Source organism: Kitasatospora sp. NPDC059327, assembly GCF_042752535.1.
Lineage (GTDB): Bacteria > Actinomycetota > Actinomycetes > Streptomycetales > Streptomycetaceae > Kitasatospora.
On record NZ_JBHYYB010000044.1, the window covers coordinates 41,420 to 61,314 of the forward strand.

The 19,895-nt window shown below is 73.7% G+C and carries 15 protein-coding genes and 1 pseudogene; 7 read left to right on the top strand and 9 right to left on the bottom strand.

Annotated features, from left to right (window positions below):
• The first annotated feature begins 27 nt into the window (after positions 1-27).
• From ACFXHB_RS25150 to ACFXHB_RS25160, 3 genes are all read left to right on the top strand, one after another.
• Positions 28-429, top strand: coding sequence for a hypothetical protein (locus ACFXHB_RS25150; protein WP_380576872.1), 402 nt, complete (start codon positions 28-30; stop codon positions 427-429).
• 258 nt (positions 430-687) lie between these two features.
• Positions 688-1,965, top strand: a complete 1,278-nt coding sequence (locus ACFXHB_RS25155) for a Dyp-type peroxidase (protein ID WP_380576873.1) — start codon at positions 688-690, stop codon at positions 1,963-1,965.
• A 93-nt stretch (positions 1,966-2,058) separates the two neighbouring features.
• Positions 2,059-2,760, top strand: a complete 702-nt coding sequence (locus ACFXHB_RS25160; RefSeq protein ID WP_380576874.1) for an exonuclease domain-containing protein — start codon at positions 2,059-2,061, stop codon at positions 2,758-2,760.
• A 471-nt stretch (positions 2,761-3,231) separates the two neighbouring features.
• Here the strand turns inward: ACFXHB_RS25160 and ACFXHB_RS25165 are convergent, their stop codons facing one another.
• The 3 genes from ACFXHB_RS25165 to ACFXHB_RS25175 form a co-directional block, all read right to left on the bottom strand.
• Complete coding sequence (locus ACFXHB_RS25165; RefSeq protein WP_380576875.1) at positions 3,232-4,224, bottom strand: polysaccharide deacetylase family protein; 993 nt, start codon at positions 4,222-4,224, stop codon at positions 3,232-3,234.
• Positions 4,225-4,395: 171 nt separating this feature from the next.
• Positions 4,396-5,289 carry a phosphotransferase enzyme family protein gene (locus ACFXHB_RS25170; RefSeq protein ID WP_380576876.1) on the bottom strand — a complete coding sequence of 298 codons (894 nt, stop codon included), beginning with the start codon at positions 5,287-5,289 and terminating at the stop codon, positions 4,396-4,398.
• Positions 5,290-5,440: 151 nt separating this feature from the next.
• Positions 5,441-7,729 carry an MMPL family transporter gene (locus ACFXHB_RS25175; RefSeq protein WP_380576897.1) on the bottom strand — a complete coding sequence of 763 codons (2,289 nt, stop codon included), beginning with the start codon at positions 7,727-7,729 and terminating at the stop codon, positions 5,441-5,443.
• Positions 7,730-8,260: 531 nt separating this feature from the next.
• On the opposite strand from ACFXHB_RS25175, the gene ACFXHB_RS25180 reads away from it, so the two are divergent.
• From ACFXHB_RS25180 to ACFXHB_RS25195, 4 genes and pseudogenes are all read left to right on the top strand, one after another.
• Positions 8,261-10,435, top strand: coding sequence for an MMPL family transporter (locus ACFXHB_RS25180; protein ID WP_380576877.1), 2,175 nt, complete (start codon positions 8,261-8,263; stop codon positions 10,433-10,435).
• Positions 10,436-10,732: 297 nt separating this feature from the next.
• A complete protein-coding gene (locus tag ACFXHB_RS25185; RefSeq protein ID WP_380576878.1) occupies positions 10,733-10,936 on the top strand; it encodes a cold-shock protein in 204 nt (67 codons plus the stop codon).
• Between the two features lie 70 nt (positions 10,937-11,006).
• Complete coding sequence (locus ACFXHB_RS25190) at positions 11,007-12,776, top strand: DEAD/DEAH box helicase (RefSeq protein WP_380576879.1); 1,770 nt, start codon at positions 11,007-11,009, stop codon at positions 12,774-12,776.
• Positions 12,777-13,025: 249 nt separating this feature from the next.
• Positions 13,026-13,653: pseudogene (locus ACFXHB_RS25195) on the top strand (class I SAM-dependent methyltransferase).
• A gap of 119 nt (positions 13,654-13,772) precedes the next feature.
• On the opposite strand, the gene ACFXHB_RS25200 reads toward ACFXHB_RS25195, so the two are convergent.
• From ACFXHB_RS25200 to ACFXHB_RS25225, 6 genes are all read right to left on the bottom strand, one after another.
• Complete coding sequence (locus ACFXHB_RS25200) at positions 13,773-14,525, bottom strand: sirohydrochlorin chelatase (protein WP_380576880.1); 753 nt, start codon at positions 14,523-14,525, stop codon at positions 13,773-13,775.
• Between the two features lie 119 nt (positions 14,526-14,644).
• Positions 14,645-15,778: a hypothetical protein gene (locus ACFXHB_RS25205; RefSeq protein ID WP_380576881.1), complete on the bottom strand. Its 1,134-nt coding sequence runs from the start codon at positions 15,776-15,778 to the stop codon at positions 14,645-14,647.
• Between the two features lie 128 nt (positions 15,779-15,906).
• Positions 15,907-16,356, bottom strand: a complete 450-nt coding sequence (locus ACFXHB_RS25210; RefSeq protein ID WP_380576882.1) for a hypothetical protein — start codon at positions 16,354-16,356, stop codon at positions 15,907-15,909.
• 310 nt (positions 16,357-16,666) lie between these two features.
• The gene (locus ACFXHB_RS25215) at positions 16,667-17,569 is read right to left on the bottom strand and encodes an ABC transporter permease (RefSeq protein WP_380576883.1); all 903 of its coding nucleotides are present in this window, start codon (positions 17,567-17,569) and stop codon (positions 16,667-16,669) included.
• Positions 17,556-18,359: an ABC transporter ATP-binding protein gene (locus ACFXHB_RS25220; RefSeq protein WP_380576884.1), complete on the bottom strand. Its 804-nt coding sequence runs from the start codon at positions 18,357-18,359 to the stop codon at positions 17,556-17,558. The genes ACFXHB_RS25215 and ACFXHB_RS25220 overlap by 14 nt, the downstream gene beginning before the upstream one ends.
• Positions 18,360-18,607: 248 nt before the next feature.
• The gene (locus ACFXHB_RS25225) at positions 18,608-19,780 is read right to left on the bottom strand and encodes an aliphatic sulfonate ABC transporter substrate-binding protein (RefSeq protein WP_380576885.1); all 1,173 of its coding nucleotides are present in this window, start codon (positions 19,778-19,780) and stop codon (positions 18,608-18,610) included.
• Positions 19,781-19,895: the final 115 nt, after the last annotated feature.

Below are 19,895 nucleotides of genomic sequence, written 5' to 3' on the forward strand. Positions count from 1 at the left end.
ATCGGCGGGCCGCGGGACCGTGAGGTGGTGACGGCGGCCTGCGAGGCGCTGGTCGCCGGGCTCGACTCCCCGGCCCCGCGCACCCTCGCCGCCCGCGTCCACGGCGAGGCGGACGCCTTCGCGGCCGACCTGTCGCCCCCCGCGCCGGCCGGGTCCGGCCTGTTCTCCACCCGCTCGGCGGCCGTTCCGGCGAGCGGGCGGGCCCGGCTGCCGACGGGCGGGCCGGCGCCGCGGGAGCCGGCCCACGTGGTCCACCGACGCCAGGGGCACGAGTTCGCGCCGGCCGAAGCGCTCGCCCCGGCGCTCGCCCTCCTCGACGCCGAGGTGGGGGCCGAGGCCCGTCGGCCGGCCGCGCACGCCGCGGGCGCCGCCGACGGGCGGGCCGGAAAGGCCGGGCAGGCCAACGAGGTCGGGCCGCCCGCTCCGTAGGCCGGACGGATGGTGACCGACGGGTATTCGGCCGATGGGCGGTCAGTCGGGGGCGCGCGGGCAGGCGCGGGGCGCGGGGGGCTTGCTAGCGTCGCTTTCATGATCAGCTGCCCGGTCCCGGGTCGCTGACGGATCTCCGCCCCGCCGAAGCCCTCGTTCGAGCCCGCGCCGCAGCAGCCGCAGCTCGCTCCGGCCCGCCCGCGAGAGCCCCGGCTCCGGCCCGCCCGCCCCCCGCCCGACGATCTGGAAGGCCCGCCGTTGACCAGTCAGTACACGACCGGCCCGGACGCCGCCGCCGACGCGCCCGCCACCGCCTCGCGTCGAAGCTTCGTGCGCACCGCCCTCGGCGCCGGCACCGCCGGGGCACTCGCCCTGGGTGCCCCCTCACCCGCCCGGGCCGCCCCGCCGGCCGCCCCGCGCTCGGCCGCCGGCCGGATCCCGTTCCACGGCGTCCACCAGGCCGGCATCACCAACCCGCCGCCCGGCTACGGCACCTTCGCCGCCCTCACCGTCCAGGCCCCCGACCGCAAGGCGCTGGAGACGCTGCTGCGCACCCTCACCGACCGGATCCGCTTCCTCACCGCCGGCGGCACCCCGCCCGACCTCGGCCCCGCCGCGGCCCCGGCCGACAGCGGCACCCTCGGGCCCACCCTGCCCACCGACGACCTCACCGTCACCGTCGCCGTCGGCGCCTCCCTCTTCGACGGCCGCTACGGCCTCACCGCCGCCCGGCCCAGGAACCTGACGCCCATGCGCGCCTTCCCCCAGGACGCGCTGCGCCCCGCCGAGTGCCACGGCGACCTCTCCCTGCAGATCTGCGCCGAGAGCCGCGACACCGTCCAGCACGCCCTGCGCGACCTGCTGCGCAGCGCGAAGGGCGGCCTGCGCCCGCGCTGGCAGCTCGACGGCTTCCAGAACCGCTCGCGGCCGACCGGGGCCGCCCGCAACCCGCTCGGCTTCAAGGACGGCATCGAGAACCCCGACACCGGGTCCGCCCGCGAGATGGACGAGCTGGTCTGGGTCGGCGAGGCCGGTGGCGAACCGCGCTGGGCCGCCGGCGGCTGCTACCAGGTGATCCGTGCCATCCGCACCCTGGTCGGCCCCTGGGACGAGGTCGCGCTCCAGCGACAGGAGCGGATCATCGGCCGGCGCAAGGCCGACGGCGCCCCGCTCGGCCGCACCGGCGAGACCGACACCCCCGACTTCGGGCACGACCCGGACGGTGCCGTGATCGCCCTGGACGCGCACATCCGGCTGGCCAACCCGAGGACCGCCGCCACCCGCGCCGAGCGCATCCTGCGCCGTGCCTTCACCTACGACCGCGGCCTCGACGACCAGGGCGAACCCGAGCTCGGCCTGGCCTTCTGCTGCTACCAGCAGGACGTCGTCCGCCAGTTCGAGGCCGTCCAGACCCGCCTCGCCGACGAGCCGCTGGCCCGCTTCCTGCGCCCCACCGGAGGCGGCTACTTCTACGTCCTCCCCGGTGTCCAGGACGCCGCCGACTGGTTGGGGCGGAGCCTGCTCGCGGCGGGCTGAGCCCGCCGCCCGTCCGCCCCACCGGCCGCGTTGTCGGTGGGGCGGGCGATGATAGGGGCTGTTTCGACCAGCAGGACGGAAGGACACACCCCTATGAGCTGGTGGCAGCAGCCACTGGTCGGCTTCGACCTGGAGACCACGGGCACCGACCCGGCCGTGGACCGCATCGTCACGGCCGCCCTCGTGGACACCGTCGGAGCCCGCCGGCTGAGCGCCACCGGCTGGCTGCTCGACCCGGGCGTCCCGATCCCCGCCGAGGCCGCCGCGATCCACGGCATCGGCGACGACCTCGCCCGCAGCAAGGGCCGGCCGGCCAAGGAGGCGGTGGAGGAGATAGCCGGCGCCCTGTGCGAGCGGCTCGCCGCCGGCCGCCCGGTGGTCGCCTTCAACGCCCCGTTCGACCTGTCGCTGCTCGACGCCGAGCTGCGTCGCCACGGCCTGGCCCCGCTGGCCGAGCGGCTGGGCGGGCCGGTCGCGCCGGTCCTCGACGCCCTGGTCATCGACCGGGCGGTCGACAAGTACCGGAAGGGCTCGCGCACCCTCCAGCGGGTCTGCGAGGTGTACGGGGTCGAGCTGACCGACGCCCACGAGGCCGGCAGCGACGCCCTCGCCGCCGTCCGGGTCGCCGTCGCCCTCGCCGAGCGCTACCCCGCCGAGGTCGGGGAGGTCCCGCTCGCCGACCTGCACGCCCGCCAGATCGGCTGGCACCGCGACTGGGCGGAGAGCCTGGAGGCCTGGCTGCGCCGCGCCAAGGACCCGCAGGCCGTCATCGACCCGCGCTGGCCGCTGCGCTGAGCGTCCGGGCCCGCGGAGGCCCGGCGGTGCGCGACGTCCTCGGCGGCCGAGGCCACCTCGGTGACGGCCGCCCCGGTGGACGCCGTCACCGCGGCCGCGCGTGACCGGCGCCGCCGTCGTGCGCCCGCGGGCGCACCGGTCACGGGCGCTCGGTGCGCCCGCGGCTACCCGGGACACCTCGACCTCGACCGGCCGGGCGCTGCCGAGCCGGCCTTCGTCGAGGGGGAGCAACCGGCCGCCGGCCCCGACGCGGCGGCCGGTTCGCCGCCCGGACCTGGTCGGAGCTCGGCGGCCCCGTCCGCGCCGCGCCACCGGTCGACGCCGTCCGACCGGGGCCGGTTCGCCGCCGGGTGTCGCCGCCCGGACCGCGCGTGCCGGATCCCGGCCGCCCGTCCGGCTGACGGCGTGTGCGCACGACGCGTTCGCACGGCACGTCCGCGCGGGCGCCGGCCGGCGCAGGTGAGCGGGGGCTCAGCGGGCGGGGAAGTCGAAGCGGTAGCCTTGGGCGACCAGCCAGGGGAGCAGTTGCTTCAGCGCGGCGACGGTCTGGCCGCGGTCGCCGCCGCCGTCGTGCAGCAGGATCACACCACCGGGCCTGAGCTGGCTCTGCACGGTCGAGACGATCGAGGCCACCCCCGGCCGGGACCAGTCGCGCGGGTCGACCGACCAGCCGAGCGGGCGCAGACCGTGATCGGCGGCGACGCGCTGGTTGTCGGCGGTGAACCCGCCGCCGGGGGCGCGGAACCAGGGGACCTCGGTGCCCGGACCGCCGGCCTGGACGATCATGTCCTTGGCGGCGGAGATCTCGTACACCGCCTTCTCGTGCGTGAGGGAGGCGAAGGGCTGCGGGTGGTTCACGCTGTGGTCGCAGAGCCGGTGGCCGGCGGCCCGGATCCGCTTGACCACGGCGGGGTCGGCGGCCGCCTGGCGGCCGATCTGGCAGAACGTCGCCTTGGCGCCGTACCGGGCCAGCAGGTCGAGGATCTCGCCGGTGGCGCGGCCCGGTCCGTCGTCGAAGGTGAGTGCCACCGTCCGACCGCCCGAGGCGGTGGAGCGGACGACGGCGGTGGACACGCCGCTCACGGGCGGGGCGGGTGTCGTGGTGGCCGCCGCCGGTGCCGGGGTCGGCGTGGTGGCCGGCGGCGGAGGCTTGGGCGTGCCGGACCGCGGGGCGGCGGGCGACGGCGTGCCGGACCGCGGGGCGGCGGGCTTCGACGCCGGGCCCGGGGCGCTCGGCCGGGCGGAGACGGGAGCCCCGCTCGACGGCGCCCCGGCCGACGACGTGGACGACGTGGGCGGTGCGGTGACCGACACGGTGGTGCTCGGCTCCGGCCGGAGCGCGCCGTTGGCGGTGCCGCAGCCGGCCAGGGCCAGCGAGGCGGCCACCACCACGCAGCCGGCGACCAGTCGTCGGCGGCGCCGGGGGCGGGACGGGGGACGCGGCGAAGTGGTGTGCTCCGGCATGACGGCGGCTCCTGAGGTACTGGGCGGGTACCGATCCTCGGTCAGGGCGACTGTCCGACAAGACGCCGATCGGACCGCTCCCGGTTGCGTACCGGGGCACGGGTCACGAGGTCCGTGCCCCGGGGCCCCGGGGCACGGATCGGGCGGGCCCGCGAGCCGCCCGAGGCAGGCTCAGAACGGGTACCAGCGGACCTCGGTGGCGCCCTCGCGCAGCGAGTCGACCCGCCGGCGGAACTCCGCCAGCGCGGCAGGGTTGCCCGGCGCCTGCTGCGCCACCCAGGAGGCGCTCGCCGTCTCGCGGGCCCCGCGCAGCACCGCGAAGCCGGACCACTCCCGGACGTCCCAGCCGTACGCCTCGGTGAACTCCTGGTAGTCCTCGGCCGGGACGCCGTACCGGTCGTGGCTGAGCGCGAGCACCACCAGGTCGTGCTCGCGCAGGTCGTGCGAGGCGTACTCCAGGTCGAGCAGTACCGGCCCGTCCGGCCCGACATGGACGTTGCGCGGCAGCGCGTCGCCGTGGATGAAGCCGGGTGGCAGGTGCGCGGGCAGGTCGGGCAGCGCGTCGGCGAAGGCGTCGCGGCGCTCCCGGAGGAAGGCGACGTCGGCCGGGTCGACATGGCCCTCGGCCGAGGCCAGCCAGCGTTCGACGGGCGCCAGCAGGTCGCGCCGGGCGAGCTCGAAGGGCGGCGGCGGCAGCCGGTGCAGGGCACGCAGCAGCGGGGCGAGGTCCGCCGGCCGGGCGGGCCGCTCGGCCGGCGCGAGCCGGTGCCAGAAGGTGACGGGGTGTCCGTCGACGACCTGCGGTCCGGGCGGGGCGGCGGCGTAGGGGCGGACCACCGGGATGCCCCGGTCGGCCAGCCAGCGGGCGACGGCGAGCTCCCGTCCGGCCCGGTCGGACAGCTCGGGACCGCGGCCGACCTTGGCCACCACGGCGGGGTCGCCGAGGTCGAAGACGGCGTTCTCGCCCAGGGCGAGCAGCCGGGCGTCGCCGGGCTCGGGCAGGCCGGCGCCGGCGCAGGCCCGGGCCAGCAGCGGCCGGGCACGGCCCTCGTCGAAGGGGATCATGGGGGCTGCTCCGTTCCGCGGGGACGCCAGGACGGTGATCATCATGACGCACGCGGGCCGGGCCCCGTGTGACGCGGGGCCCGGCCGGGGTCGGTGACGGGTGGGAGACGGCTGCGGGACGGGCCGGTGGACGGTCGGGGCGGGCGGGGTGTCAGACCCCGATCCGGCGGTGCCGGGCCTGCTCGGAGCCGGTCGGGCCGCTGTCCGGTGCGGTCGGGCCGCTGTCCGGTGCGGTCGGGTCGGCGCCCCGCACCGCCGGGCCGGGGCCCGTCGGCGGGACGCTCCCGCCGTGCGAGAGGTCGGGCAGCCACCGCAGCCGGCGGGGGAGGTACCAGTTGCGCTCGTCCAGCAGGGTCATCACCGCGGGCAGCAGCACCGCGCGGATCAGCGTCGCGTCGATCAGTACGGCGACCGCGAGGCCGACGCCCATCTGCTTCATGGCCTGCATGGAGAGGGTGCCGAAGACCGCGAACACCGCGACCATGATCGCTGCCGCGCTGGTGACCACCCCGGCGGTGGAGCGGATCCCGTGCGCGACGGCGGCCCGGGTCGACAGGCCCTGGTCGTGTCCTTCCTTGATCCGGGAGACCACGAAGACGTGGTAGTCCATCGAGAGGCCGAAGAGGATCACGAAGAGGAACAGCGGCACCCAGGACTCGACCGCGCCGACCCCGGCGGTGCCCAGCAGCGAGGCGCCCACGCCGTGCTGGAAGACCAGTGTCAGCACCCCGTACGCGGCGCCGACCGAGAGCAGGTTGAGCAGCACGGCCGTGGCGGCGACGGCCAGGGAGCGGAAGGTGGTCAGCATCAGCAGGAAGGCGAAGACCACCACGAAGCCGAGGACCAGCGGCATCGAGCCGGTCATCTTCGCGTTGAAGTCGTGCGAGCCGGCGGTCCGTCCGGTGACCGGCGCCTCGGTGCCGGGCACCCGGAGCACGGTGGCGGGCACCAACTCCTCGCGCAGGCTCTTCAGCGCGGCGACGCTGGTGGCGTCGTTGCCGCTGCCGTTGAGCGGGATGTCGACGGTGGCGACGTTCTGCTCGGGATGCACGGTGACGTTCACCGGCCCGTGCGTCCGCCCGCCGGCCAGCGCCCTGGCGCGGAGGTCGGCGATCGCGGCGGTCATCGCCGGGGAGTCGATGTCGGCGGCCTTGATCACCACCGAGGCCGGCGCGGGGCTGCCGGGGAACGCCGCCTCGATCTTGTCCGAGACGGCGACCAGCGCGTTGCCCGCGGGCAGTTGCTGGCGGAAGGTGAGGTTGGCGGTGCGCATGGTCAGCAGCGGCGCGGCCAGGCCGAGCAGCACGGCGCAGGCGAGCAGGGCGGCGGCCAGCGGGCGGCGCAGCACCGGGGTGAGGACGGCGTTCCAGAACCGGCCGCCGGTGGTGGCGGTGGAGCGGCGACGCGGCCGGCCGAGCAGCGGGAGGCGGCCCCTCTCGACGCGGTCGCCCAGCATCGACAGCAGGGCGGGCAGCACGGTGAGCGAACCGAGCACGGCGGTGATCACGACCAGGATGGTGGCGTAGGCCATGGCCCGGAACTCGGCGATACCGGTGAGGAACATGCCGGCCATGGCGACCACCACGGTGACACCGGAGACCAGGACCGCCCGGCCGCTGGTGGCGGCGGCGATCTTCAGCGCGGTCGCCGAGTCCCGCCCGGCGGCCCGCTCCTCCCGCTCGCGGCGCAGGTAGAAGAGGCAGTAGTCGACGCCGACGGCCAGGCCGACCAGCAGCATCACCGAGCCGGCGCTGTCGGTGGTGTGCAGCACGCCGCTGCTGAGCGCGACCAGTCCGCCGGCCGCGACGAAGGCGGTGACGGCGAGGACGACCGGCAGGAGGGCGGCGACCAGCGCGCCGAAGGCGATCAGCAGGATGCCCAGCGCGAGCGGGACGGCCGTCCACTCGGCGCGGGTGAAGTCGCTGGAGAACTGCTCGTCGATCCACTTGCCGGAGCTGGCGTCGCCGAGCTCGGCCACGGTGAGGTCCGGGTGGTGCTCCTGGACGGCGGCGACGGCGTCCAGGACGGCTGTGACGTTCGCCACCGCCTCCTTCCGCTCGCCCTTGACGTCGAGTTGGACCAGGACGGAGTGCCGGTCCGCCGAGACCGCACCGGTGTCGTACGGGGAGCGGACGTCGGTGGCCCGGCCGGTGCCGTTCACCCCGGCGACCACCTGCTCGACGGCGGCGCGGAAGGTCGGTGCGTCGGCGGTCAGGGTGGCACTCTGGACCAGGACGGTCTCGCTCGCGGGGGCGGTGAGCCCGGCTTCGTCGAGGATCCGCGCGGCGCGGGAGACCTGGCCGGGCATCGCCTCGGAGTCGGCGACCTCCGTGCTGCCGTGCAGTCCGCCGAGGAAGGCGGAGAGGATGACGAACAGCAGCCAGCCGAAGAGGGCCGTCTTTCTGTGCCGGGCGCTCCAGGCGCCCATCGCGGCAGCCATGCCGAGCTTGGTCTTCACGGATTCCCCCTGGGAGAGCGGCGGTCGTCGCCGGGTGCGCGCGGGGCCGGGAGCCGGCCGCCGGGATCGGGCGCCGGCTGCGGGTCCGGCGTCGCGATCGACAGTAGGGAAGCGGCTGTTGAGCGGGTATCCGGGTGGCGGGGGAGTTCCCCGGGGGGTCTGCCACGGGCCCGGGGTGGGGTTATCCCTACCGGGGAACCCTGACTTCTCCTCCCTCGGGGTGGGTGCGAACTCCACCCTGAGGGGGAGCTGTCTCCACCCGGAGCACGAGGTGAGCGGGCCGTCCGCCGGGTGAAGATGGTGCGGGGCCGCTGTTCGGCGTCTCCGAGGGGGTTGGCTTACGGGGGCAACTTGCCGGGCGGCAAGCAAGTTCTCGTAGGATGATGTCCTCATCTCACTTACCTGCCGACCGGCTAGGGGCGGGCCTCGTCGCCATGCCCTGCCGGTCCTCCGTCGCCCGACGTCCCGTCCCCCGAGGGCTGCGGTGAACCATGCCCAGGAGGCATCACGAGCATGTTCCACCGACTTGGACACTTCGTCGTCCGCCGCGCCTGGTGGGTGATCGCGGCATGGGTTGTCGCGATGATCGCGATCGTGGCCGGCGCGCCGAAGATCACCGCCCAGACCGACGAGGCCTCGTTCCTCCCCAAGCACTACGAGTCCATCCAGGCCTCGGTGCTCCAGGAGAAGGCCTTCCCGGCCAGCTTCACGCCCTCCGCGCTGGCGCTCTTCGAGCGCAACGATGGCGGCGCGATGACCGATGCCGACAAGGCCGCCATGGCCAAGATCGTCCAGGGTCTCACGGACAAGAAGATCGCGGACGTCGAGAAGATCATCCCGGTCAGCGAGCAGACGACCTCCAAGGACGCCAAGTACGCGCTCGCGCCGATCGCCATCGACAAGGCGAAGCAGCAGTCCGAGGACTTCGGCGAGGCCGCCAAGCACCTCCGCGAGGAGGGCAAGTCGCTCGCCTCGGGGACCGACCTGAAGTTCCAGCTCGGCGGCGCCGCCGCCCAGGCGCTGGACCAGAAGGAGTCCTCCGGCTCCGCCGACGCCCTCATCGCGCTGTCCACGGTCCTCCTGGTCGCGATCATCGTCGGAATCATCTTCCGCAGCATCCTGGCCGGCATCCTGCCGGTCCTGATCTCACTGGTGGTCGCCATGCCGACCGCCAACGGCGTGATCGCCTACGCGACCAAGGCGTTCAACCTGGAGAGCACCCCGGTGCTCTCGGCGATCCTGATCGTCGTCGTGCTCGGGGTCGGCACCGACTACTTCCTCTTCCTGGCCTTCCGCTACCGCGAGCGGCTGCGGGCCGGTGACGACCGCAAGGAGGCCGTGGCCAACGCCGTCGGCCGGGTCGGCGAGGCGATCGCCTCGGCGGCCGGCGCGGTCACCGTCGCCTTCGCGGTGCTGGTGCTCTCCAGCCTCGGCATGTTCAAGGCCCTCGGCCCCGCCCTGGCCATCGCGGTCGTCGTCACCGCGGTCGCCTCGCTCACGCTGGCTCCCGCCGTGCTCGCCGTCATTCCGGCCCGCGGCGTCTTCTGGCCGGGCAAGAAGTGGATGAACGAGCCGAGCAACGCGCGGTTCGCCGCGCTCGGCCGGATGGTGGAGAAGCGCCCCGCCCTGGTGGCCCTGGCCTCCGGCGGCGTGCTCGTGGCGCTGTCGGCCGGCGCCCTCGGCTACAACGGCACCTTCGACCTCGCGGGCAGCTCCATGCCCAAGGACAAGGAGTCGATGGTCGTCCAGGACAAGCTGATGAACGGCTTCTCGGCCGGCGCCGCCGACCCGAGCCACGTCTACCTGACCAGCACCGCCGGCGCCAAGCTCGACCCGGCCGCGTTCGAGAGCTACGCGGCCAAGCTCAGCACGGTGTCCGGGGTGTCCCCGGTCGCGGCGAAGCCGCAGCTCAGTGAGGACGGCACGACGGCCGACTTCACCGTCCTGCTCAAGAACGAGCCGTCCAGCAACGCCGCGATAGCCTCGCTCACCGACCTGCGGGACATCGCGCACAGCCAGGCGCCGGCCGGCACGGAGGCGAAGGTCGGCGGTCTGACCGCCGTCTACAAGGACATCAACCTCGCGATGACCCACGACTACAAGTTGGTCTTCCCGATCGCGGGTCTGCTGATCCTGCTCATCCTCGGCCTGCAGCTGCGCAGTGTGGTCGCCCCGTGGTACCTGATGGTCTCGGTCGGCCTGGGCTTCACGGCCACCCTCGGGTCCGCCACGCTGCTCTTCCAGAAGCTCGGCAGCGAGTCCGGCCTGATGTTCATGCTGCCGATCCTCATCTACCTCTTCGTGGTGGCGATCGGTACGGACTACAACATCCTGATCATCGCCCGTCTGCGGGAGGAGGCCCGCGCGGGCCGCAACCCGCGTGAGGCGGCCCGTGAGGCGCTGCGCCACGGCGGTCCGACGGTCGCGGCGGCCGGGTTCATCCTGGCGGCCTCCTTCGCGACCTTCATGCTCGCGGGCAACGTCTTCATGCTGGAGTTCGGCTTCGCGATGGCCTTCGGCATCGCCCTGGCGGCCTTCGTGATGGCGCTCTTCTTCACCCCGGCGCTCACCGCGCTGATCGGCCGCGCCGCCTGGTGGCCCGGCCACGGCGCGGACGACGAGCACCACTCCGGCCCGACCCCGGTGGCCGGTGGCCACGGTGTGCCGGAGCCGGCCGGACGGTACTGACCGCACCCGGTGCACGGCAGGCAGGCGGCGTTCGCTTCGGCGGGCGCCGCTTGCCCGTTCCCGTGCGGCGGCAAACGTGACGTGTCAGGCAAAAAGTCCCCGGTCAATCGGGGTGTCGCCGTGCTACAGTCGACTCAGTTGCAGTTTTGGTTCCCATGAACGTTTGTGTGCGCCTGCTGGTTCAACCCAACAGGCGCATTTGTTTTGTCCGGTGTTTCAGTCTCCGGATGGGGATCGCGGCTACTTGGGGTCCACGAAGTGTGGGCTCTGATGCCCCAGTTTTTTGAGGAGACGGTTATGGCTACCGGCACCGTGAAGTGGTTCAACAGCGAAAAGGGCTTCGGCTTCATCGAGCAGGATGGTGGCGGCGCTGACGTGTTCGCCCACTACTCGAACATCGCCGCTCAGGGCTTCCGTGAGCTCGTCGAGGGCCAGAAGGTCGAGTTCGACGTCACGCAGGGCCAGAAGGGCCCGCAGGCCGAGAACATCCGCGTCATCTGAGTCCAGCTTCCGAGCTGACTCGCGATCTCGCGTAGCGAGGGCCCGTACCGCACGGTGCGGGCCCTCGTGCATGCCGCCGAACGGCCGGGGCGGCGAACTTCCTTTCCGACGGCCGACCAGCCCGACCGGGCTGTGCCTCCCATCGGATGGAGAATCCGTGACCACCCCTGCCCGCTCGCCCCGTGACGGCGACCGCACCAACGACCGCGGCGGCGACCGCTCGCGCAAGCCCCGCACCGGCGGCGGCGCCCGTAACGGCGGCGCCCCCCGCGCCTCCCGTGGCGGCGCCCCCCGCAACAGCGCCCCGCGTGCCGTCCAGGCGCCCGCCGACTTCACCGTCGTCCAGGGCACCCCGCCCAGGCCCCCGGCGGCGACCTTCGCCGAGCTGGAGCTGCCCAAGGGCATCCTCAGCGCGCTGACCCGCGAGGGCGTCACCGAGCCGTTCCCGATCCAGGGCGCCACCCTGCCGGACTCGATCGCGGGCCGTGACGTGCTCGGCCGCGGCCGCACCGGCTCCGGCAAGACGCTCGCCTTCGGCCTGCCGCTGCTGGCCCGTACGGCCGGCAAGCGCGCCGACTCCCGGCACCCGCTGGCCCTCGTCCTGGTGCCCACCCGTGAGCTGGCCCAGCAGGTCACCGACGCGCTCACCCCCTACGCCACCGCCGTGAACCTGCGGATCGCCACCGTCGTCGGCGGTATGTCGATCACCCGGCAGGCCAACGCCGTGCGCCGTGGCGCCGAGGTCCTGGTCGCCACCCCGGGCCGGCTGGACGACCTGATCAACCGCGGTGACGTCCGGCTGTCCGACGTGGCCATCACGGTGCTCGACGAGGCCGACCAGATGGCCGACATGGGCTTCCTGCCGCAGGTCACCAAGCTGCTGGAGCAGGTCGCCGAGGGCGGGCAGCGGATGCTGTTCTCCGCCACGCTGGACCGCAACGTGGACCGGCTGGTCAAGCGCTTCCTGACCGACCCGGTGACCCACTCGGTCGACCCGTCGGCCGGCGCGGTGACCACCATGGACCACCACGTGCTCCAGCTGGAGGCGGCCGACAAGGCCTCCGCCACCGCGCACATCGCCTCCCGCGACGGGCGCGTGATCATGTTCGTGCACACCAAGCACGGCGCCGACCGCCTGGCCAAGCAGCTGCTGGCCAACGGCGTGAAGGCGGCGGCCCTGCACGGCGGCAAGTCCCAGCCCCAGCGCAACCGGGTGCTCGACCAGTTCCGCGACGGTCTGGTGACCGCGCTGATCGCCACCAACGTCGCCGCCCGCGGTATCCACATCGAGGGCCTCGACCTGGTCGTCAACGTGGACCCGCCGATCGACCACAAGGACTACCTGCACCGCGGCGGCCGCACCGCCCGCGCCGGTGAGTCCGGCACGGTCGTCACCCTGGTCCTGCCCGACCAGCGGCGCGAGGTCAGCCGGCTGATGACGGTCGCCGGCATCCGCCCGACCACGACGAAGATCCGCCCGGGCGACGCCGAGCTCACCCGGATCACCGGCGCCCGCACGCCCAGTGGCGTCCCGGTGGCCGTGGTCGTCCCGGCCCCGGCCGCCGCCCCGGCCGCCGAGGCCAAGGCGGGCGCGCCCCGCCGCCGTCCGGGCAAGCGCTCCGGCCTGCCCACCGACGTCGACATGAACGGCAACCCGCGCCGTCCCCGCCCGAAGCAGCGCATGGGCGCGGCCGGCGGCGGCGGCCAGGGCGGCGATGGCGGCGGGCGCCGCCAGGCGGCCGGCTTCATCGGCCGCTCCTCCGGCCGCCCGCAGCCCGGCTCCGGCTCCAAGAGCGGTGGCAACTACGGCACCGGTCGCCAGCGCCGCAAGGCCGACTGACCGACCTCGTCGAACGAACGGCCCGGCTCCCCCGCGCGAGGGGGAGCCGGGCCGTTCGCACGGGCGGGCGGGAATCCGACGGGGGCGTCCTCGCGGCGGCGGGTCGCTCCCGTCCCGGCGGTCCCGTCGGGGAGCCGAGCGCCGGTCATCCCGTGGAGGTGGAGCGAGTCCGCCGCCGCGGGCCCGGGACGCGGCCCAGGGGCGGAGAACGGCTGCCCGCCCGACGGCGCGGGTGTTGGCTTCCTTCCCGTGGTGGATCGCCAGGACGGGACCGGGGCGGCCTACGACGGGGTCGTCGAGCTGTACGCGTCGATGTTCGCCGGTCGGTTGGAGACGCGGCCGTCCTCCCGGAACATGATCGGCACTTCGCCGAGCTGGTGCGCGGGACGGGGAACCGGCGGGTGGCCGATGTCGGGTGCGGGCCGGGACATCTGACGGCCATCCCGCACGACCTGGGGCTGGACTCCTTCGGGCTCGACCTCTCCCCGGCCATGGTCGACCATGGCCGGCGGGCCCGTCCGGCGCTGCGGTTCGACGTGGCGAGGACGGAGGACCTCCCCGTCGAGGACGGGGCGCTCGGCGGAGTGCCGGCCCACTACTCGATGATCCACACCCCGCCCGGGGAACTGCCCGCGCTGCTCGCCGAGCAGGCGCGCGTCCTGGCGCCGGGGGGCCTGCTCCTGGTCTCGTTCTTCGCGACCGACGGGCCCGAGCCGCTCCGCTTCGCCATCGGGTGGCGCCCGCCCACAGCCGGCCGGCGGACCGGTTCGTCGAGCTGCCGGCCGGGGCCGGCCTCGTCACGTTCGCCCGGCTGCTGCACGACCCGGCCTCCGAACGGGGCTTCCTCGATGCCCATGTGCCGGCCCGCCGCCGCTGAAGCACGGCGTTCCCGCCGGCGAGCACGGCCTGATGCGGCGTCGGTTCGCCGCGGGGGCGGCGAGACGGTGACGGTAGGCGTTCTCCGGCGCCGTACCGGCTCCAGGCGGCTTGTCCCGGTCAGGCGGTGGCGCTGAGCGCCGGTGCGGCGAGGGCCGCGCGGCAGGCCTCGTCGTAGCGCCGCAGCAGCAGGCCGGCGAGCTCGGGGGAGGCGCCGAGGACGGGGGCGAGGACGTCGGCGTCCCCGGCCGCCGCCGCGATGCGGTCGGGCAGCAGCCCGGGCGCCAGCAGGTACGGGGCGACCGCCACCCGCTGTGCGCCCGCCGAGCGCAGCGCCGCGACGGCTTCGGGGACCCGGGGCCCGCCGGCGGAGGCGTAGGCGACCTCGACGCCGGCCCAGCCCCCGGCCTCGTGCCACCCGGCGGCCAGGGCGCGGGTGGCGGCGTCGGCCGCGGGGTCGGAGGAGCCGGCGGCGGCCAGTACCACGCCGGTGCGGGCCCGTACCAGGGGCGAGGAGGTGTCGAGCCCGCTCTCGGCGAGCCGCCGCTCCAGCGCGGCGAGCAGGAGCGGGGAGGGGCCGAGCACGTCCGCGACGGGCAGGTCGGCGCCGGCCGAGCGCAGCGCCGCCGGGATGTCGTGCTTGGCGTGGAAGGCCCGGTTGAGCAGCAGCGGGACGGCCACGGCGTCGGGGAGCCGGCCGGCCACCTGCGGGATCCGCGGTGCGCAGTGGTCCAGGTAAGCGGTGGCCGTCTCCAGGCCGGGGCGGAGCACGCGGACCTGCTCGACCAGCGCGGCCACCGTGGCGGCGTGCCGGGGGTCGCGACTGCCGTGGGCGATCAGCAGAAACGGTCGGGCGGGTGCGGGGATGGTCACACGAGGCCTCGGCGTGCGGGAAGAATCGGGTAGAATACCGACCCTAGCAGCCGGTGAATCACCGGGAAAGCCCCGTCCGGCTGCTGGGATATGCGCCACACCCGGTGCGCGGCGGCCGGTCAGCCGGCCGGCGGGCAGTTCTTCGGGCCGACCGGGACGAGCTCCGCCCGGCCGTCCGGGTGCAGCGCCCAGAGTTCACCGGTCGCGACCTCCCAGGTGTCGACGCCCTGGATTCCGGTGGATTTCACGGAGCCGTCCGCCGGATTCATGAATCCCACTCTGCCGTGCTGGGTGAACGTCACGCAGGGCCCGGCAGATTTGAATCCCGAGGCGTCCGCCAGCTGGTGGGACGTGCTCATCCGGCGGAACGAGTTCCCGTCGAAAAGGGTGGCCTGCCCGGTGTTCCCGTCCAGGCTCGGACGGTATTCACCGACGGCGATTCCGGACGGTCCGGAGCTGCATTCACTGGCGAACTCCGCGGCGAGGCCGGTCTCCGGCGCGCCGTCCTGGGCGGAAACCACCGAAGGATTCTTCCCGAGGGTCACCATACGACTGCCGTCGGGGCTCCAGCAGCCGATCGGGCCGGGAATGGAGGCGATGCTCCGGCCCAGTCCAGGGCCGTCTTTCCCGATGTCCACGGACTGTCCGGACCAGCCGCTTTCCGGTGTCGCGCCGGCCGGGGTCGAGATCATGGCGGAGGAGCCGTCGGGAGAGAGCCGGAAAAGCGCCGAGGCGGAGTTCTTCAGGGGCGTCCGGGTGATGTTCCCCCGGTTCGAGATCAGGAGTTCGGTGGGCGTGGAGCCGATCCAGTCCGCCCGGGAGGAGGCCCAGTGGATCTTGGTGTCGGCGCCACCGGCGGGGGTCGCCGCGGTGCCGGTGATCCAGAGGACGCCGGGGGTGCCGGTGGTGTCGGCGGCCGGGGCGGCGTTGTCGGCCGGGGTCGGGGCGCCGGTCCCGTCGCCGTCGCCGGTGGCCTTCGGGCGCAGGCTGATCACGGCATCGGGGCAGGTCAGGACGCAGTGCACCTCGTACGGGTCGATGGATTCCCGCTGCCACCGCCGTGTCCCGTCGCGGGTGTAGCCGGTCAGGGCCTGCGTCCGGGGGTCGTAGCTGAGGTAGCCGTGGGCGTCGGCGTCGGCCAGGTAGGGGCGCGGACCGGTGGGCTCGGCCGAGGTGGGCGTGCCCTGGCCGGCGCAGCCGGCGGCGAGCGCGGCGAGCGCGAGCGTGACGACCAGACGTGCGGTCCGGCGCATGAGCGGGTTCTCCAGGGGGTGCGGGAGGTGGGGCGGCGGATTCCGCCGCCCCACCGTTACGGGCCTGACTGGCCGGGGTTATCCCGCTCTTTCACGAGGGGCGTCGCCCGGAGTGTTCCGAAGGGGAATCAGAAGGACCAGGTGGTGCCCTTGCAGGCGAATGTGTCGAGGAATCGGGCGGCGACCGTGAGCTTCGTCTGCCCGCGCTTGGTCTGAACACCGGTGCCCAGGGTCGGGCCCCAGATGTCGTCCAGCGTGTAGCCGAGGTGGTTGGCTTCGTACCAGCCCTTGTTGCCGCCACCGTCCAGCAGGTAGGCCTGGAAATTGTTGTTGTTGTAGTTGCTGTACTGGCCCTGGCTGTTGGTGGCGAGCGAGTACGAGACATTGTTGATCGTCGAGCTGTTGACGACGAAGTACTGCGCGTAGCCGGAGAAGGTCGCGTCATTTCCGGGAGACCCGAGGCCGGAGCTGCAGGAAGCCTTCGGGCTGGTGTCGGCCGAGGCGAGCGGTGCGGAACCCAGCAGGAGGGCCGCCGCCATTGCGCCGACGGCCACGGCCTTGGTGTGGAACGAAATCATGACCATTCCTTTCGGTTGACTTGTACGAACCTATGTCCACGAAATGAAATGTTCAATCAATGCCATGATTCCGGCCATTGTCTGGCGTGATTTCATATTCCGTATCCCATGGGTTTGTCGTGGGCCCGCTCCGATTTGTCCGTACACATCCGTCATGGGGTGCGTGTCCTGTACGAATCGCCCCCCCCGGAGTCCGGGAATGCCGAAGCCCCGGCAGTCGGGAGTACTCGACTGCCGGGGCTCGGGGCCGTGGCGGGCGTGCGGCGGGCGTGCGGCGGGCGTGCGGCGGGCGCCGGTGCGGCGCCGGGGATCAGCGGGCGGTGCCCATCAGACCCCGGTTGCGGAGCACCCGGCGCTCCAGCGGAGCGAAGAGCAGGAGGTCGATGGCGATGCCGACGAACAGGATGAGGATGATGCCGAGGAGGACGCCGGACATGCTGGCCGACTCGCGCTGGTTCTCCAGGAACCGGCCCAGGCCCAGGCCCAGGTCGGGGGAGGAGGCGACGAGCTCGGCGGCCATCAGCGAGCGCCAGGAGAACGCCCAGCCCTGCTTGAGGCCGGCCAGGTAGCCGGGGAGGGCGGCCGGCAGCAGGATGTGGCGGGCGTTCGACAGGCCGGTGGCGCCCAGGGTGCGGCCGGCCCGGAGGAACAGCGGCGGCACCTGGTCGATGCCGGCCACCAGGCCGTTGGCGATGGAGGGGACGGCGCCGAGCAGGATGACGGCGTACATCATCGAGTCGTTGATGCCGAGCCAGATGACGGCGGCCGGCACCCAGGCGACCGAGGGCAGCGACTGCAGGCCGGAGAGCACCGGACCGAGCGCGGCCCGGACCGGCCTGACCCGGGCGACCAGCAGGCCGATCGGGGTGCCGATCACGACCGCGATCAGGAAGCCCGATATGCCGCGCCAGACACTCGTCCAGACGATGCCGAAGAGCGTCCCGGCCTCCCAGAGACCGATCAGCGAGTCCCACACGTCGGCCGGGCTGGGCAGCTTGTACGAGGAGGTCAGTTCGAGGTTGTAGGCGCCCTGCCAGACCGCCAGCACGAGGAGCAGCCCCAGCAGCGGGGGCAGCGCCTTGGTCCGCAGGATCTCGCCGAGCGGCACCCGCCGGACCTGGACGGCGTCCAGCGCGTCCAGCCCGGCGCCGACGTCGGCGATGTCCCCCGGCCGGTCCTTGGCCAGGGTGGTGGTGCTGTCAGTGCTGGCCATGGCGGCGGATCTCCCCACGCAGTTCTTCGGTGATCTCGATGGACAGGTCGGCCACACCGGAGGACTCGATCCGACGCGGCTGCGGCAGGTCGATCCGCCACTCACGGGCGACCCGCCCGGGGCGGGAGGAGAGCAGCACCACGCGCTGGGCGAGCCGGACGGCCTCCCGCACGTTGTGCGTGACGAACAGGACGGAGAGCTTCCGTTCGGCCCAGATCCGGGTGATCTCGTCGTGCAGCACGTCCCGGGTGATGGCGTCGAGCGCGGCGAACGGCTCGTCCATCAGCAGCACCGAGCCGCCCTGGGCGAGCGCGCGGGCCAGCGCGACGCGCTGGCGCATGCCGCCGGAGAGCTCGTGCACGCGCTTGCCGTAGGAGCCGCCGAGGCGGACGAGTTCGAGCAGCCGCTCGGCCTCGGGCCGGCGCTCGGGGCGGGCCACCCCGGCGAGCTTGAGCGCGAGTTCGATGTTCTTGCCGGCCGTGAGCCAGGGGAACAGCGCGTGCTCCTGGAACATCAGCGCGGGGCGACCCCCGGTCACCTCGATCGAGCCCGCGGTGGGCTTGTCGAGACCGGCGACCAGGTTGAGCAGGGTGGACTTGCCGCAGCCCGAGGCGCCGAGCAGCGTGACGAACTCGCCGGGCGCGACATCGAGCGTGATGTCGTCCAGGACGTGCGTCTGGGCGCCCGGGCGGCCGAAGGACTTGTGCACGTGCGAGATCCGGACGGCGGGCGAGCCGCCGCGGGTGTCGACGCCGACGGCGTCGTCCGAGGTGGTCAGTGCCGGGGTCATCCGGGCACCTCCTGCATCTGGGGGCACCGCCCAGCCGGAGCTGGAGGCGGTCACGGCCCCTCCTGCCGGTGGACGGCGAGGAGGGAGGGGTGGCGAAAGTTCGGGGCCGGGGTCCGGCCCCCCCCGTCCCGTGTGCTGGGGCATCGATCGGGCATCGACCGGGTGGGCGGGGGGCCGGACCGCGGGGCTTGGGTGCGGCGGGGCTTGCCGCGGCGGGGCGCCTAGGTGGCGCGGTGCCGCGTGGCGGTCTACTTGGCGCCGAGTCCGGCGTCCGCCACCGGGCTCTGGCCCTTCTCCTTGAGCACCTTGTTGAGCAGCGTCAGGTCGTAGATCCCGGCCAGGTTCGGCTTCTTGAGCAGACCGGCGGTGACGGCGTGGTCGGCCTCGGCCTGCAGCGTGTTGGCCAGCGGGTCGTCCAGGAAGTCGATGTCGGCCCAGGCCGGGTCGAGGATGGCCGGCGGCAGCGCGTTGCCGGCCTCCTTCTTGATGGCCTCGTTGGCGTCGGCCTTGGCCTTGTCCGGGTTGGCCTTGATGAAGGCGTTGGTGTTCACCGAGCCGCGCAGCACGGCCTCCACCACGTCGGCGTGCTCCTTGAGGAACTTCTGCGAGACGATGATGTTGGTGATCACGAACTTCTTGTCCGGCCAGACGTCCTTCTCGTTGAGCAGGACCTTCGCGCCGAGCGTGACCAGCTTGGAGGCGGTCGGCTCCGGCACCCAGGCACCGTCGATCGAGCCGGAGCTGTACGCGTCCGGGGTGACCTTGTTGTCGCTGCGGACGACGGAGACGTCGCCGGCGCCGGTGTCGGGGTTGACCTTCAGGCCCTTGCCCGCCAGGTAGTTGAGCAGCGCCACGTCCTGGGTGTTGCCGCGCTGCGGGGTGGCGATCTTCTTGCCCTTGAGGTCGTCCAGGCTCTGGATCTTCTCGGGGTTGACCACCAGCTTGACGCCACCGGAGGCCGAGCCGCTGATGATCTTCAGCGACTCGCCGTTCGACTGGGTGAAGCCGTTGATCGCGGGGGAGGGGCCGATCCAGCCGATGTCGATGGAGCCGGCGTTCAGCGCCTCGATCTCCGCCGGGCCCGCGTTGAAGACCTGGGGCTTGATCTGGGTGGCGCCCAGCTCCTTCTGGAAGAGCCCCTCCTGGAGGCCGACCAGGGGAGTGCCGTGGGTCAGGTTGGCGAAGTAGCCGATCTTGACCGTGTCGGCGGAGAGCTTCGGGCCGGAGGTGGCGTCACCGGCCGCCGGCGGGGTGGTGGACTTGTTGTCCTCGCTCTTCGAGCCGTAGCCGCAGGCGGACAGCAGTGCCACGGCGGTGAGGCCGGCGAGCGCGGCCGCGGCGGAGCGTCTGATCCGGCCGGCGGCGGGGTGTGCGGGGCTATGCGCGACGGGCGAGTGCGGAAGTGCCTGGTGCGGTGCCATGGGCGAAGTCCTGTTCACGGACGGACCGGCAGAAGAGCGGTCCCGGGCGGAAAGTCGGTCGGTCGTGCTTGCGGCATCGGGGGATGCCGGGCAAGCCGGGTCGGTGGGCTGCACC